Genomic DNA, 15,252 nt, shown 5'->3' with positions numbered 1-15,252 from the left:
CCTGCTCTCCGCTGTATCTTTTTCTGGCTAAAAAAAGCCAGAAAAAGGATGCCGCTTCTATCAGGGCTAGGGATTTGGGTTTTCATCAGAATATCTAATCTCAAATTTCAACTAAATTAATATTTAGTCATTTTTCTTTTCTTTTAATCACCAGCACTAGCTCGCAATATCGTTAAGTTAAGCTTTCTGAACTAATACTTTTTCTCGCAAAGCCGCAAAAGCGCAAAGATTTTAGGCGTAAACTTGGCGGCTTGGCGACTTTGCGTGAGAATTATTCGGTACAGTATTTCCCACGCTAGCGCGAGCGTCCCGCTCGTGAACATTTATAAGGCAAGATTTTGATGACTTTCTTAACACTGTAGTCACGAGCGGGACGCTCGCGCTAGCTAACAACTAAGATAATCAATATGGCGAATAATCCATTTTTGTCAAAACCCGATCTTCAATATTGCCTATTAAATCTCCAAACTTTGCACTAGTTTGTTTTTTAATTTCTATCCATTCTTTATCTGCTCGAAATTGTTCCCAAGCTTTCTTCATTGTTGCTTCGTCAGTCCATTCCAAAAGATAAACGAATTCTGTTTTCTTATCTGATTTTGATTCCCAAATCGAAGAAATTTTAAAATTGTATTTCTTCATAATCTCCATTGCATTATTTCTAAATCGATCATGAAAACCCTTTTTGTTATTTTCGAATATTTCATAAATACGTAGCTCATAAATCGGAGTCACCTTACTATCAACAGATACAGCAATTGTATTTTGACATCTTACAACCGATGTTGTAATTAATAACAGAGTCAATAAAAGTAGTTTCATATCTAAAATTAAGGGATTCTATAAAATGCTTTAGAGACAATTCGCCAACCCTCAGAAAATTTATACAGCGTCAAATGATCTGTAAAAATTTTCTTTTTGTTCTTAGATACATTCATAACAACTGTTGCTGCATTTCCAGATACTATTACATTCAAATATTCACTTTCAGCCTTTATTATTGGTTTATCAGCATTTTGCTTACGTCCCTTTTCAATTCCTATTATCCATTCCTCCAATGCAACCGACACAACATCATTGTTATCTAATCGTAACATTTTAAAAGTAGGGTGAAAACCTTTTCGTATATCTTCAATTGGCCCTCCATTGTGTATTCCGCCTATATAAGCACTTTCAATAATTGCTTTAATCGAATCCTCATCAGTCTTACTTTGTCCAAAATTTAGATTACTTACTAGAAGTAAAAAAAACAACAGTTTAATTTTTCTCATAATTAATTCATTAAGTTCTATTAGTCTATAAATTTCACAGATAAAAATAATAGATTTTAATATAAAAAAAACATTTCTTGATATATATTATACTCATAATAACCAAGCAACCAATTAAGTAACCTATATCCATAAAAAAAGTCCATCATAAAATGATAGACTTTTAAGAATAACAACATAAATAAATTATGCTGTTGGTATTTTTAATTTCCAACCAACTTGTATTAAGTCAGGATTTTTAATCACATCTTTATTAGCTTCGTAAATTGCTTGCCATGAAACTCCATGTGCTTTTCCAATTTTTGATAGGGAATCACCTCCTACAACAGTATAATCTGTTGTTGTTCCCTCAGCAACAGCAATATTCATAACAACATCTGCTGCTCTAAAATCAGGATCAATTTTTCCGTAAACAGCCCAAAGTTTTTCTTTGTCCTCAGCAGATTTTGCAGTTCCATCAACATACAAAACATTATCCTGCTCTCTTACTTCCAAATTAGCGATACCTAAATCAGTAGCTAAACTTGTTAATTCTCTGTATTTATCTTGTAAACTCATAAAATCTTTATTTAATAGTTAACTTGTTTTCAACTTTTTTAGGTTTCAATTCTTGTACACTTTTTATCAAAGCTGGTAATTGGTCTCTTTTAATATCACCTTTAAGTGTTACTACACCATCCAAAACTGTAGCAGTTACACCACTGTACGTTTTTACTACCTCGTTTATCGAAGTATTTAAAACACTATCGGCATTAATTACAACAGGCGCAGCAGTAGCTACAGGCTCAGGAGCAGCAATTTCGCAGTTATTCACTACCGATTTCACTCCTTTAATTCCTTTTGCAATAGCCTCACAGCTTTCTTTGCAAGCAGCATCTTTACAAACTCCCGAAATAGTAGCTATACCATCTTTTACAGTAACTTCCATTCCTGACATGTCACCCATTTTTGCAGCAATCTCTTTTTGAATATCTGCATCTTTGGGACCACAAGCCACTAATAAAAAAGCTAAACTCATTCCTAACAAAATAGACTTAATTTTCATAATCATGTTTTTTTTTAAATTAATTAAACGATTTAAAGTTAACGAACAAAACAACAAAATATTACAAATTATCTTACAAATTAAATTTTAATCAATTACTAAAAATCAAAGTATTGAATAACTCTAAAGCTTTTAGTTATGCAACACCTATTTTCAGTAACTACGAGTATTTCCAACCTAAGAACCATTAATATTATTTCTTAAAAAATTGAATCCAACTTAGTTGTTATAAAATTCAGATTTAGCAAAAAATAGAAATTATCTATAAATATAATAGATAAAAACAACATTTGCCAATTATATTTTATTACAAATCAACTAATTATGTAAATGAAATCGAAAATTGTACAACATTACTTCCTTGTGTTGCAACTATATTAGCATCTAACCTTTTAAAGATTTTAAAATGAAAAACAGAAGCATATTACTCGCAATATTATTTAGTATCAGTTTATTTTCAACTTCATGTAGTAGTGATGACAACGAAGGAGAAACACTGATACCTCTATCAGGAAAATGGGATCTTAGTAAAGTAGGTACTGTTGTTAGCGGAACAGAAACTTTGGTAGATGCTCCACAAAATCAAACAGGCTGTAATAAGGATTATCTCGAACTTAAACTTGATAATACTGCAACCGAAGGAGATTATGATTCTACAATTAGTGCTTGTGCATTAACAACTAGTGCTGGAATTTATTCCAGATCGCATAATAACTTAACAACAGTTATTGATGGCGAATCTAAAACTCAGGATATAGTAAACCTAACTCTTAGCGAGTTAAAACTAAAAGATGCAGCAGGAATCATAACTGTATATACTAGATAAAGACAATCGTTTATATTAGTATCAACCTAAAACGGAAATAACTTTAAAAAGTTATTTCCGTTTTTTATTTGAGTTGCATCAACTTCTAAATACTATAATTAAAAATAGTATTATTGTATTAAAATCAGCTCCATGAAATTAAAGTACATCTTATTCTTAGCATTCTTTTGCTTTTATAATTATTCTTATTCAAGTGAATTTAGACGCTTAAAAAAAGAAGCAATGGTTAATCAAGGGATTAAGGGTGCTGATATAATCTTTTATGGTGAACTAATTAAAATAGATACAATCAATAAAATCTCTACTTTCAGAATTTTAGAATTATTTAAAGGAAATTATAATTCCAAAATTATTAATGCTAAAAGTGACGAAACTGATTATCCCATATATCCTTTAAAAAAGGATTTATGGATAGTTTATGCACTATTCAATAAAGACAAGAAAACAATAACCCTAGATTTAAGATCTCCAACTCAAACAATGGAAATAGGGACTGGTTTTCTACCTCCGGTTCCAATTCATGGCATTTACGGCAAGAAAATCACTAAACTAGATTCTATTATTTGTGAAGTAGAAAACTTAAAAATAAGAAATGAAACACTTTCAACTTTCTTTTATCAATTAGAACTGCTTAGAGCATACAAATCTTCTCAAAATATAATTTCAGAAAAAGAAAAAACAGAGCTAAAAATAGAAAGCTACAGCAAGTATATTATCATTTCTTTGATTGTCAATATACTATTATTTTCATTTTTAATCTTTATAATTCTGAAGAAAAAGATATTCATCAAATAAACAAAATACCCCTAAAAAAATAAACAAAAATCTTATCTTTGCTACCCAATAAACAAACTATGGAACAATTTGTAGTATCGGCTCGTAAGTATCGCCCGCAGACATTTAAGGATGTTGTGGGACAAAAAGCCATTACCAACACTTTACTTAATGCCATAGATAGTAATCATCTTGCTTCGGCTTTATTATTTACAGGACCACGTGGAGTTGGTAAAACAACTTGTGCTCGTATTCTTGCCCGAAAAATAAACCAACCAGGTTATGATGATCCTAATGAAGATTTTGCATTTAATGTTTTCGAACTCGATGCTGCTTCAAACAACTCTGTAGACGATATCCGTAACTTGATTGATCAAGTTAGAATCCCGCCACAAACAGGACAATACAAAGTATATATTATTGATGAGGTGCATATGTTGTCATCGGCAGCTTTTAATGCTTTCTTAAAGACATTAGAAGAACCGCCTAAACATGCCATCTTTATATTAGCAACAACAGAGAAACATAAAATCATTCCGACGATTTTATCTCGTTGCCAGATTTTCGATTTCAAAAGAATTACCGTAAAAGATGCTAAAGAACATTTAGCTGAAGTTGCAACAAGTCAGGGTGTTGTTTTTGAAGACGATGCACTACATATTATTGCACAAAAAGCGGATGGCGCTATGCGTGATGCTTTATCAATTTTTGATAGAGTTGTTTCTTATTGTGGTACTAATTTAACACGTCAGGCAGTTACCGAAAACCTAAATGTTTTAGATTACGAAACCTATATTGCTATCACCGATTTTATCCTAGAAAATAAAATCCCTGAATTATTAATGGCATACAATGATATCCTAGCCAAAGGTTTTGATGGACATCATTTTATTGCTGGTTTAGCATCGCATTTTAGAGATTTATTGGTAAGCAAAACTCCTGCTACTTTATCACTTCTAGAAGTTGGTGAACAAGCGCAACAAATGTATGGGGTACAATCTCAAAAAGCTTCTCAGGAATTTTTACTAAAAGGAATTGAAATTGCTAATGATTGTGATTTAAAATACAAATTGAGTCAAAACCAGCGTCTTTTGGTTGAACTTAGTTTAATGCAATTGGCCTCTATCAATTTTGATGGAGAAAAAAAAAAGTTGACCAATATATAATTCCGCCTACTTATTATAGAAATCCTACTTTCTCCATCACAGAAGTTAAACCTTCTGCCGAAAAGAAAGAACAAACTTCTGTACCCGTAACTCCCAATGTAGCTCCTGTACCTGCTAAAGCAGAAACTGTAGCCCCACAAAAACCACCAGTTGCACCAAGCACAACAATATCTGGTATTTCGGCATTTTCATTATCGAGTATTCGCAAGAAGAAAGAATTAGAAGAAAGCAGTAAATCTTACGTAAAGCCTACTACAGCTGATTTACCTACGGAAGATTTTACTGAAACTGAAATGTTATTGCAATGGAATAAGTATGCACAACGTTTAGGTGAAAAAGGATTTAAGATAATGGAATCGTTATTGCTTATAAACGATCCTGTTTTAAACGGAACTTCTATTAGCATCGAATTACCCAACGAAGGTTCTAAACTAGATTTTGAGAAAGAAATGCACGGTATCTTAGGTCACTTAAGAGGTCATTTGCATAATCATGATATCACAATTAATGTAATTGTAAATGAAGCTTACGAAAGTAAAAGAAGCTATAATGACCAGGATCGTTACAACCGTTTATTAGAAATAAATCCAAACATTGAACTTTTAAAAACAACATTTGGATTAGATTTACAAGGATAATTTAAAAAGAGGTTCTGAGGCTTTTTTTAAGGTTCTAATCCCGAAGTTTCGGGACTGATATGCAAAGATTCAAAGGTTTTACGCTAGGCTCTCAATCCCAATCCCGAAATGTCGGGACGGGATAAATCATTTAAATCAGTGGCAAAAAATCACTTATTTTTTAATCCAAGATTGTAAACTTTAGTCAACCATTTTTCTCTTTGGTTATTATCGGATGTTTTTATAACTCCGATATAACTTACCTTAACTGGTGTTATACCACAAAATTCTAAAGTTGATTTCTTTAACTGGTTCACACTTGGTCTTCCAAAAACCAATCTGTAATACCAGCCGGGCTGATCGAGAGTTGTAATAATATGCGCTGTTTTACCTTTTAGAAGTTTATCCCACCAAACGGAATTTTCACGGTACTGAAAAGCCATTCCAGGTAAAAAAAGACGATCAATAAACCCTTTGGTTATTGCTGGCAAACCTCCCCACCAAACTGGATGAATCCAAACCAAATGATCTGCTTTTTTTATTTTGTCCCAAGACTCTATTAAATCAGGTTCTAATTCAGTTCTTTTTTGGTAACCAAATTTCAAATTGGGACTAAATTTTAAATCGGCAATTGTAATCGTTTCTACTTTAGCATCAGTTTTTAAAGCTCCTTTTTTATAAGCTTCGACTAAAGCAAAATTAAAACTCGCTGGATTAGGATGTCCGTTTATAATTAGAATATTTTTCATGTTCAATTAGCTTATTTTAAGATTAATTGTATTGTAACTATTTAAGGCTTCATAAACACCTTTTGATGAATGCATTTGATGACTAAAATAAATTCCGCTAGTCAAAGTCTCACTTAACATCTTTTCGATATGCAAAACTGTCGAAAATGCAGTTAATTCGGCTTGACCTTTACTACTTTGTAAACTAATCTTTTTAGTTTTATCCTGAGTCTTAATAACAACTTCAAAAACTGTCTGATCTCCGTTTCCGCTTGAACCAAACATCAATTGTCTTTCTTTTAAAGACATGATATTAAAAATCTTTAGCGATTGAAAATACCCCATTAAACTAGTGACAAATTTAGAATTATAGGTCATTTTAACCGAAACAGTTGGGATTTTTTCTATCTGATTTAAAATAAACAAATCTGGAACATCTAGATTATAAGCTTGGCGTTTTCCTATGCCAAACTCAAAATTAAATTTTTCTGAACCTAGAAAATGCTTTACTTCTTCTGCCTTATTATTTTTATAAACAATAAATGGCTTACAAACATTTTCGGCTAAAAAATTGGCTGAACTTTTCCCTGCTAAATCTTTTACTGAATAATAAATATAAAGGCTAATTTCTTGAATTTTACTTTTGTCGGGCTCAACAAAATCAATCAAACTACCTACAATTCCTCCCATCCATCCTGAACTAAAAACTATATAACTATCTATCTTTTGCTTATTTGCTATAGCAAAATTATACGCAACAGTTAAATCTGGAGTTGGTTTTGTAATATCAATATAATCGAGTTTGTTTTGTATTGCAAATTGTAAAATGGCATTATTACTATCTTTTGTACACATTACGATCAAATCGATTTTATTATGTGTAATCGAACCAAATGTCTTTGAATTATTCACATCAATAACCAAATCATTAGCGGTATTTCCTAATTGGCGACTCCCTACAAATAAATTATAATCAGGATTTCTTTCTTTAAGAATACGTAAAATGACTTTGCCTACCAATCCTGTTCCTCCAATTACTAAAATATTTTTTCTCATCATTAAATATTGTTTTTAGCAAAATTAATGATGGAGTGGCTCTCAATAACTGGACAAATGTCCTATAAAATAGCTTTTCTAATTCGGCTTAAATGCCTTGGTGTTACTCCCAAAAAGGAAGCTAAATATTGCAACGGAATTAACTGAATGTAATTAGGATGATTCTTAAAAAGTGTTTCGTATCGTTCTTTTCCTGTTAGTTTTTGAAAAGACAGAATACGTTGTTCTAAGTTTATATATTGCATTTCGGCTATTATTCGCCCAACTTTTTGCCAATGGATACTATTCTCATAAAGATGTTCGATATTGGCGTGACTTATCACTTCGAGTTCGGTATCAAATAATGCCTGAATATTCTCTTCTGTTGGTTTCTGGGTAATAAAACTAGCAAAAGCAGCCATAAACTCATTCTCGAATGTAATGCAGTTTGTGATTTCTTCTCCCTCGTTATTGATATAAAAAGAGCGTAAAGCGCCCGATTTTATCAGAACTATCTCTTTGGATATTTGATTTTCCTGAATTAAAAAATCACCTTTTTTTAATTTCTTTTTAGTAATTAAACCATCCAGTTTATCTAATTCATTCGAAGGTAAAATCTGAAGGGATTGAAATATTGATTTCATTATATTTTATTGTAGATAAAGAAGGACTAAGAATTAATTGTTTTATTCGGCTGAGCCAAAAAGATTTTCAATTCTTTTATCTGGAATCAACCATAATAATGCTACTATAAAATAACAAGCACCTGAAATCCATTCGTTATAAAAAGAACTAACGATTCCTACTACATATAAAACTACAGAAGCTTTTCCTTTTAAGTCTTTACCTAATGTTTTCGCTAAAGCCGAATTTTTTCCTTCGCTAGAAACAATAATCTTTTGCAATATAACATAAGCAATTGCAGATAAAAGTAATATAAAACCATACAATGCCATAGCTGGTTTGGCAAAATTATGTTCTCCCATCCAACCTGTGGAAACTGGAACTAATGAAAGCCAAAATAGCAAATGCAAATTAGCCCAAAGAATTTTAGCATTGACCTTGGTAAGTCCGTGTAGTAAATAATGGTGATTGTTCCAATAAATACCTATGTAAATAAAACTCAAAATATAGCTGAGAAATTTAGGAAAAAGAGGTAATAAATCCTTAAAACTTTCTCCGTGAGGAACTTTAATTTCAAGAACCATTATGGTTAGTATAATTGCCAAAACACCATCGCTAAAAGCCTCTAATCTCGTTTTATTCATCTATTATATTATAAATTCTGCCACGAATTACACAAATTTTCACTAATTTTTCATTCCAATTATAAAAAACAATTTGTGAAATTGCTTCGCCAGTTCGCTATCGCTCGGGTCGTGGCAAAAAAATTAAATTTTACCGTAATACATTGCTTTTACAATACCATCCGAAAGTCCTATTTTAGGAACATAGATTTGTCTTGCTCCACTCCATTTCATTGCGTTAAGATAAATTCTTGTAGCTGGAATGATAACGTCGGCACGATCGGGGTTGAGTCCTAATTCGGCTATTCTTTGGTCGTAACTTAGAGAATTTAAGAAAGCATATTGTGAATTCACATAAATATATGACAATGGCTTTTCTTGTTGTTTCCCCGACATTTTAAACAACTTATTGATATTTCCTCCAGAACCTATAAGAGTTACTTCTTCGTATTCTTCTGTATTTGTTTTGATCCATTTTTCTATTTCATCCCAAACTACATCGCATACCATTCCGTTTAATAAACGTACTGTTCCTGCTTTAAATGATCTTGAAGTTACCATTTTCCCGTTAGAGAATAATGTAAACTCTGTACTTCCTCCTCCAACATCTACAAAAAGATACGTCTGATCTGTTTTTAATAAATGATGTAAATCTGTAGAAGCAATAATGGCAGCTTCTTTTTTTCCATCTATTATTTCAATTTTTATATCAGCTTTTTTCTTGATGATTGCTACCACTTCTTTTCCATTATAAGCTTCTCTCATTGCCGATGTAGCAAATGCCATATAACGTTCTACTTTATGTACTTTCATTAAAAGATTGAATGCTTTCATTGCATCGCACATTCTTTCAATATTTTCTTCAGATATTTCTCCAACTGTAAAGGCGTCTTGTCCTAAACGAATTGGAACGCGCACAAGGGAACTTTTATTAAATTGAGGTTCCTTTCCCTCTTGTTCTACCACATTGACAATCAACAATCGCATGGCATTTGATCCAATATCGATTGCTCCATATTTTTTTATTTTAATCATTCTCGCTTATGATTTGAAATTAAGTATCTTGATATATTAAGGTTGTGTTTATTAGCTTTTACACAACTTCTTCTATAGCATTTACTTTGTTTTGGTAATATTTGTATGTTTCTAATTGTGCTCTAAATATGGCGTGGTGATTTCTCGCTTTGTATTTATTATCCAGTTTATAAGAATGAAAACGCACTTTTACATTCCCTTTCCAAGCAATATTAAAGTTATCTATTAACTCATTTTTTATTGCCTGATCATAAATTGGACAAGTTACCTCAACTCTTCCATCTAGATTTCTGGTCATAAAATCGGCTGAAGAAATATACACTTCTGTCAATCCTGCATTTCCAAAAATATAAACTCGAGAATGTTCTAAGTAATTATCGACTATGCTTATCGCTTCGATATTCTCACTCATTCCCGGAATTCCCGGAATCAAAGAACAAATCCCTCTTACTTGTAATTGTATTTTTACTCCTGCATTACTCGCTTCGTATAGCTTATCTATCATTTTAAAATCTGATAAACTATTCATTTTAAGCTTTATATAGGTTTTACGTCCAGCCAAAGCATGTAGAATCTCTCTATCGATTAATTTTACAAATTTAGACCTTGTATAATGTGGCGATACTATTAAATGCTTGTAACGGTGTACTCTGTAATTGATATCAAAGAATTCAAATATCTTAGATATGTCTTTTAGAATTTGCTGATGACTTGTAAATAATGTTACATCGGTATAAATTTTAGCCGTTGATTCATTGAAATTTCCAGTCGAAATAAATCCATATCTTTTGGTTTTACCTTCATCAACTCTTTCGATTACACATATTTTACTGTGTACCTTTAATCCTTTTATTCCAAAAATAAGCTCTATTCCTTCTGTTTGCATTTGCTCTGCATAAGAAATATTCGAAGCTTCATCAAATCGAGCTTGCAACTCTATTTGTACGATAACTTTTTTCCCGTTTTTGGCTGCATTAATTAATGAACTAATGATTTGGGAATTCTTTGCCAGACGATATAATGTTATCTTAATTGATGTAACTTTTGGATCTAAAGCTGCCTCACGTAAAAACTTTGTTACGTACGAAAATGATTGATACGGCGCATTTAGCAAATAATCTTTTTTACCAATTTTCTGCAAAATACTTCCTTCCATGCTCAATCCCGGAATTGGCAATGGTACATTTGTTTTGTATAGCAAATCGTATCTTCCTAGATTAGGAAAATTCATGTAATCACGTCGGTTATGATATCTTCCTCCAGGAATAATACTATCTGTAGAGATGATTTTCATTTTTTCCAGAAAAAACTGCAGCGTATCTGGTTCTATCAATTGGTCATAAATAAAACGAACTGGTTCTCCTATTCGTCTATCTTTAACCGATGTTGCAATTTTTTCGAGCATACTTTTACTCAAATCACTATCGATATCTAATTGGGCATCACGAGTAATTTTTATCATGTGCGCCGAAACACTTTTATAATCAAAAATGGTAAAAATGCTACTTAGATTGTGTCGGATAACATCATCTATCAAGATAATATAATGTTTATCGTCATGCGAAGGTAAAACTACAAATCGATTGATGGTTTTAGGTATTTCGATTACTGCATATCGCACTTCTGCAGTATGATTCATCTCTAAGCGCACTGCTAAATATCCCAATGTATCTTTTAAAACGGGAAATTCGGCTAAATCATTTAATATAATTGTAACAAGTTCTGGACTTAATTTTTCAATAAAAAAATTCTTTAAGAACTCTTCCTGATCTTTTGTAATTTCATTTTCGGTAATTATAAAGATATTCTCCGTTTCTAGTTCGGTCTCTATATTACTTAATATCCTCAAACTCTCGGATTGTTGCTGGATCACAATCTCGGTAATATCTTTTACCAATTGTTGAGCTGATATTCCTCCTAAATATTTTTCGCCAGAAATCCCTGAAAGACTTAATCTTCGGATGGCTGCATAACGAACTCTAAAAAATTCATCTAAATTATTCGAAAAAATTCCTAAAAAACGTAATCTGTCTAAAAGTGGTACTGTAATATCGGCTGCTTCCTGTAATACTCTTGCATTAAATGCCAACCAACTTTTTTCGCGGTCTATATATTTTTGTTCGTACACTGTATTCATTTTAAATCTTTGGGGAAAATAGTTTTGAGAGTTCTGCCTTTATCTAATTTGTCCCAACTTTCTGTATCAAACTGTAATGATACAAAACCTGATGTGGGAACATTGTCGATAAAAACATCCCCAAATTTATTAACAAAATTTGTAATAGCCTCGTTATGTCCGAAAAGAATAACACTTTCGAAAGCATTATTACATGATTTGATAACCTTTTCCAAATGTTTCTCATCAAATGTATAAAGTTCATCCTTATAAATGATACTTTCTATAGGGTATGAAATATTTTGTGCAAAAATAAGTGCTGTTTCTACAGCTCTAGCAGCTGTACTGCTCCATATCAAATAGGTCTTAGGAAGAAACTTTGAAATACTAGCTGAAACGTCATGAGCATCATGAATTCCTTTTTTTACTAAAGGTCTGTCAAAATCTTTTAGAGGAGCTTCCCAACTTGATTTTGCATGTCTGATCAATATTAAATTTTTCATATTACGGATACTATTTGTTTATATGGAATTTAAGCTTTTGGTTTTTTACTGTATTTGCCCCCTCTTTTAATCGCTACAAATTCAAAAAAAGAAGAATCTTTTATGATTAAATCGCAAAAACAGCTTTGAAAATTTAGCTACAATTTACAAAAGAATTCTATAAGGTCATCTCTTTTGTTCAATTTTTATATTTCTAATTTATTGTGGTGAATTATTTATGACAAAAAATAATCTTAAAAAATTCTTAAAAAAAGATCATAGAAATTTTAGCATCCCATTTGGTCAATTACAAAATTCATAAAGAATTAACTTTTAAAAAACATCTCTCCCTTTTTTACAAGAAAAACATGTACTTAATCTATGATAAATGTATTTCATCGATGTTTCAAATAAAAACTTAAAACACATAAATAACTGATAATCAATTATTTATAAAATAATAAAATTTTATTTCGCATCAAGATTTTGACAAAAATTGCTTCTAAAAAAAATAAAAATCGCAAAATTTAAACGTCTTTTTTGCCTCTTTTTAGGTCAAAAATGTCTTTTCAACGAGTATTTGAGTCATTTACAGGAAAAAAAAATCAATTAAAAATAGACTATATAACTTTGATTATGTTAAAAAATTAAAAATTTCACAAAACATAAAGTTAAATATATGAAGGCAAGAAAAAGGAAAACCCAAACACAAAAAATCTATTTAAAGGATCTTAATTCCTAAACGCACCAAAATTATATTTAAATAAAATTACACGTAGGATATCACTTTAGAGAAACTATTAATTTTTGAAATTAAAGATTATGAAAAAAATTACTTTATTAACTATTTTAGGATTATTCTTTTTTTCTTCCGGTTTATTCGCTCAAGAAAAAAATATTCCGATTAGAATTGGGAATACGCCTTACCAAAATAAATTCACTGCCAAAAAAAGTGCTCTTTTAAGTGCAGATGCTGTAAAAGTAAATGCAGATGCCGTACAAGCATTAGCGGTAGCAGGATCTATTGATGTTGCTAATCCAGCTGCTGGAAACAATGGATATAATCCTGATCAGTTAGTAAGAAACATATTAACTTCCGGCTGTTTGATTGTGAGCAACGTTAGATTTGGTTATTACCAAAGAAGTGGAAATAACTGGAACTGGAATGATCATGTTTGGTCTGGGACTGCTGGTGATAGACAATTAGGATATTACAGTAAAGGAACTTCGACTTTCCCAATTGATGAAGGTCTTTTAATTGCAACTGGAAAGATAAATTCTGCAATGGGGCCTAATACCTACACAAACAAATCAGATGCGATGGTTAATAATGCAAGTGATCCAGACTTAACAAACATTTCTGGTGAAACAATGCATGATGCAGCTATCCTTGAATTTAATTTTGTTCCTGATGGAAATCTTGTTGAATTTCAGTTTGTATTTGCTTCAGAAGAGTATCTTGAATATGTTAATACTGACTTTAATGATGCTTTCGGTTTTTTCTTAAGTGGCCCTGGAATCACAGGTCCATATACTAATAATGCAGTAAATCTTGCGCAATTACCAAATAATGATGCGGTAACCATAAACAACATTCACTCTGCAGGAACTAATGTAAACAATGTTTCTTTTCCTGCTAAAAATGCATCGTATTATGTAAATAATGCACCGGGTGCTACGATTATGGAATACGATGGATCAACTACTGTTCTTACTGCTACTTATGCAGTTACTCCTGGACAAACCTATAAAATAAAAATGGCTATTGCCGATGCATCTGATCAACTTTATGATGCAGGTGTATTTTTAAAAGCAAAAAGTTTTGCAACAAATACTTTAGTAATTACAAATCCTGCTCCAGTATGCTTCCCTAATACGGTAAACCTTACTGCACCTGCTGTTACGGCGGGTAGTACTGCTGGGTTAACATACACATATTGGCTAGATGCTGCGGCTACCATTCCTTACAATACTCCTACTGCGGCAACTGCTGGGACTTATTACATTAAAGGAAAAAACCTTACCTCAGGTTGTTCTGATACAAAACCTGTTGTTGTAACAGTAAGTAACGTTGTAGTAACTGAAGCTGTTGCATCGCATGTAAATGTAAAATGTTTTGGAGCTTCTACCGGAGCAATCACTCTTAATAATGCTACTGGTGGTGTTGCGCCTTATACATATTCATGGAAGAAAAATGGAAGCGCTTATGCAACTACTCAAAATTTAACTGGCTTAACTGTTGGTTCTTATGAAGTTACTGCAACAGATGCAAATGGTTGTAAAGCAGTTCTAACTATTGCAATTACGCAACCTGCAGCTGCCTTAGCTGTTACTTTAACATCTAAAACCAATGTATTATGTAATAATGATGCAACTGGTGCAATAGATATAGCTGTAACTGGCGGTACTGGTGCTTATACTTATAGTTGGACAAAAGATGGAAATCCGTTTGCTTCGACAACACAAGATTTAACGAACATTCTTTCTGGTGCTTACATTGTAACTGTGACTGATGCTAATGGATGTCAACAACAACTTTCTGTAACCATCAATAGTGGGGATTCTACTAAACCAATAGTTAATCCGCTACCTCTTCCTTCGACTATTAACTGTCCTCAAACTCCTGTATTTGCAACTGCAACTGCCACTGATGATAGTGGTACGGTAAGTTCTCTTACTTTTGCAGACGTAAATACTCCTGGATCATGTCCTGGAACTTATTCTATAACTAGAACATGGACTGCAAAAGATGCTTGTAATAACACATCTCTTCCTGTAAGCCAAACTATTAATGTTGTAGATACAACTCCTCCGACTTGGACAACAGCTCCAACTGCACTTAATGTAACTTTACAATGTAGTGATACTGCAGGATTAACTGCTGCGCAAGCTAATGCTCCTGTGGCAACTGAT

Annotated in this window: 17 protein-coding genes; 5 read left to right on the top strand and 12 right to left on the bottom strand. The window is 32.0% G+C overall.

The window, feature by feature from the left end:
* Positions 1-402 precede the first annotated feature (402 nt).
* The 4 genes from OA93_RS22395 to OA93_RS22380 all read right to left on the bottom strand — a co-directional run bounded on the left by OA93_RS22395 (position 403) and on the right by OA93_RS22380 (position 2,313).
* Complete coding sequence (locus OA93_RS22395) at positions 403-819, bottom strand: NIPSNAP family protein (RefSeq protein ID WP_082001869.1); 417 nt, start codon at positions 817-819, stop codon at positions 403-405.
* An 8-nt stretch (positions 820-827) separates the two neighbouring features.
* Positions 828-1,268 carry a nuclear transport factor 2 family protein gene (locus OA93_RS22390; protein ID WP_039116359.1) on the bottom strand — a complete coding sequence of 147 codons (441 nt, stop codon included), beginning with the start codon at positions 1,266-1,268 and terminating at the stop codon, positions 828-830.
* Positions 1,269-1,454: 186 nt separating this feature from the next.
* Positions 1,455-1,826 (bottom strand): LysM peptidoglycan-binding domain-containing protein, encoded by a 372-nt coding sequence (locus OA93_RS22385; RefSeq protein WP_039116358.1) that lies wholly within the window; start codon positions 1,824-1,826, stop codon positions 1,455-1,457.
* Between the two features lie 7 nt (positions 1,827-1,833).
* Positions 1,834-2,313: a BON domain-containing protein gene (locus OA93_RS22380; RefSeq protein ID WP_039116378.1), complete on the bottom strand. Its 480-nt coding sequence runs from the start codon at positions 2,311-2,313 to the stop codon at positions 1,834-1,836.
* A 406-nt stretch (positions 2,314-2,719) separates the two neighbouring features.
* On the opposite strand from OA93_RS22380, the gene OA93_RS22375 reads away from it, so the two are divergent.
* The 3 genes from OA93_RS22375 (at position 2,720) to dnaX (ending at position 5,079) form a co-directional block, all read left to right on the top strand.
* Positions 2,720-3,139, top strand: coding sequence for a lipocalin family protein (locus OA93_RS22375; protein WP_039116357.1), 420 nt, complete (start codon positions 2,720-2,722; stop codon positions 3,137-3,139).
* A 222-nt stretch (positions 3,140-3,361) separates the two neighbouring features.
* Positions 3,362-3,934, top strand: a complete 573-nt coding sequence (locus OA93_RS22370) for a hypothetical protein (protein WP_131474518.1) — start codon at positions 3,362-3,364, stop codon at positions 3,932-3,934.
* 59 nt (positions 3,935-3,993) lie between these two features.
* Complete coding sequence (gene dnaX, locus OA93_RS22365) at positions 3,994-5,079, top strand: DNA polymerase III subunit gamma/tau (RefSeq protein ID WP_039116355.1); 1,086 nt, start codon at positions 3,994-3,996, stop codon at positions 5,077-5,079.
* A gap of 13 nt (positions 5,080-5,092) precedes the next feature.
* Here the strand turns inward: dnaX and OA93_RS22360 are convergent, their stop codons facing one another.
* Positions 5,093-5,287 carry a hypothetical protein gene (locus tag OA93_RS22360; protein WP_039116353.1) on the bottom strand — a complete coding sequence of 65 codons (195 nt, stop codon included), beginning with the start codon at positions 5,285-5,287 and terminating at the stop codon, positions 5,093-5,095.
* Positions 5,288-5,372: 85 nt separating this feature from the next.
* On the opposite strand from OA93_RS22360, the gene OA93_RS22355 reads away from it, so the two are divergent.
* Positions 5,373-5,717, top strand: a complete 345-nt coding sequence (locus OA93_RS22355) for a DNA polymerase III (RefSeq protein WP_082001868.1) — start codon at positions 5,373-5,375, stop codon at positions 5,715-5,717.
* 149 nt (positions 5,718-5,866) lie between these two features.
* Here OA93_RS22355 and OA93_RS22350 read toward each other — a convergent pair whose 3' ends face one another.
* The 7 genes from OA93_RS22350 to OA93_RS22320 all read right to left on the bottom strand — a co-directional run bounded on the left by OA93_RS22350 (position 5,867) and on the right by OA93_RS22320 (position 12,360).
* On the bottom strand, positions 5,867-6,445 hold the full coding sequence (locus OA93_RS22350) for an NAD(P)H-dependent oxidoreductase (RefSeq protein WP_039116351.1): 579 nt from the start codon (positions 6,443-6,445) through the stop codon (positions 5,867-5,869).
* A 6-nt stretch (positions 6,446-6,451) separates the two neighbouring features.
* Complete coding sequence (locus tag OA93_RS22345) at positions 6,452-7,483, bottom strand: saccharopine dehydrogenase (RefSeq protein ID WP_240474783.1); 1,032 nt, start codon at positions 7,481-7,483, stop codon at positions 6,452-6,454.
* Between the two features lie 59 nt (positions 7,484-7,542).
* Entirely contained in the window at positions 7,543-8,103 is a 561-nt protein-coding gene (locus tag OA93_RS22340) for a Crp/Fnr family transcriptional regulator (protein WP_039116349.1), read from the bottom strand.
* 42 nt (positions 8,104-8,145) lie between these two features.
* Positions 8,146-8,727: a TMEM175 family protein gene (locus OA93_RS22335; RefSeq protein ID WP_039116348.1), complete on the bottom strand. Its 582-nt coding sequence runs from the start codon at positions 8,725-8,727 to the stop codon at positions 8,146-8,148.
* Between the two features lie 123 nt (positions 8,728-8,850).
* Positions 8,851-9,741, bottom strand: a complete 891-nt coding sequence (locus tag OA93_RS22330) for a rod shape-determining protein (protein ID WP_039116347.1) — start codon at positions 9,739-9,741, stop codon at positions 8,851-8,853.
* A 58-nt stretch (positions 9,742-9,799) separates the two neighbouring features.
* Positions 9,800-11,869, bottom strand: a complete 2,070-nt coding sequence (gene ppk1 / locus OA93_RS22325; protein WP_039116377.1) for a polyphosphate kinase 1 — start codon at positions 11,867-11,869, stop codon at positions 9,800-9,802.
* A 5-nt stretch (positions 11,870-11,874) separates the two neighbouring features.
* Positions 11,875-12,360: a histidine phosphatase family protein gene (locus OA93_RS22320; RefSeq protein WP_039116346.1), complete on the bottom strand. Its 486-nt coding sequence runs from the start codon at positions 12,358-12,360 to the stop codon at positions 11,875-11,877.
* An 801-nt stretch (positions 12,361-13,161) separates the two neighbouring features.
* Between OA93_RS22320 and OA93_RS22315 the strand changes: the two genes are divergently transcribed.
* Positions 13,162-15,252: choice-of-anchor L domain-containing protein (locus OA93_RS22315; RefSeq protein WP_039116345.1), on the top strand; the 2,091-nt coding region annotated here is incomplete at its 3' end.

The sequence above is a fragment of the Flavobacterium sp. KMS genome, assembly GCF_000813005.1.
Taxonomy (GTDB): domain Bacteria; phylum Bacteroidota; class Bacteroidia; order Flavobacteriales; family Flavobacteriaceae; genus Flavobacterium.
Note: the sequence above shows the minus strand (reverse complement) of the source record. Positions and strands in the feature narration are given on the sequence as shown.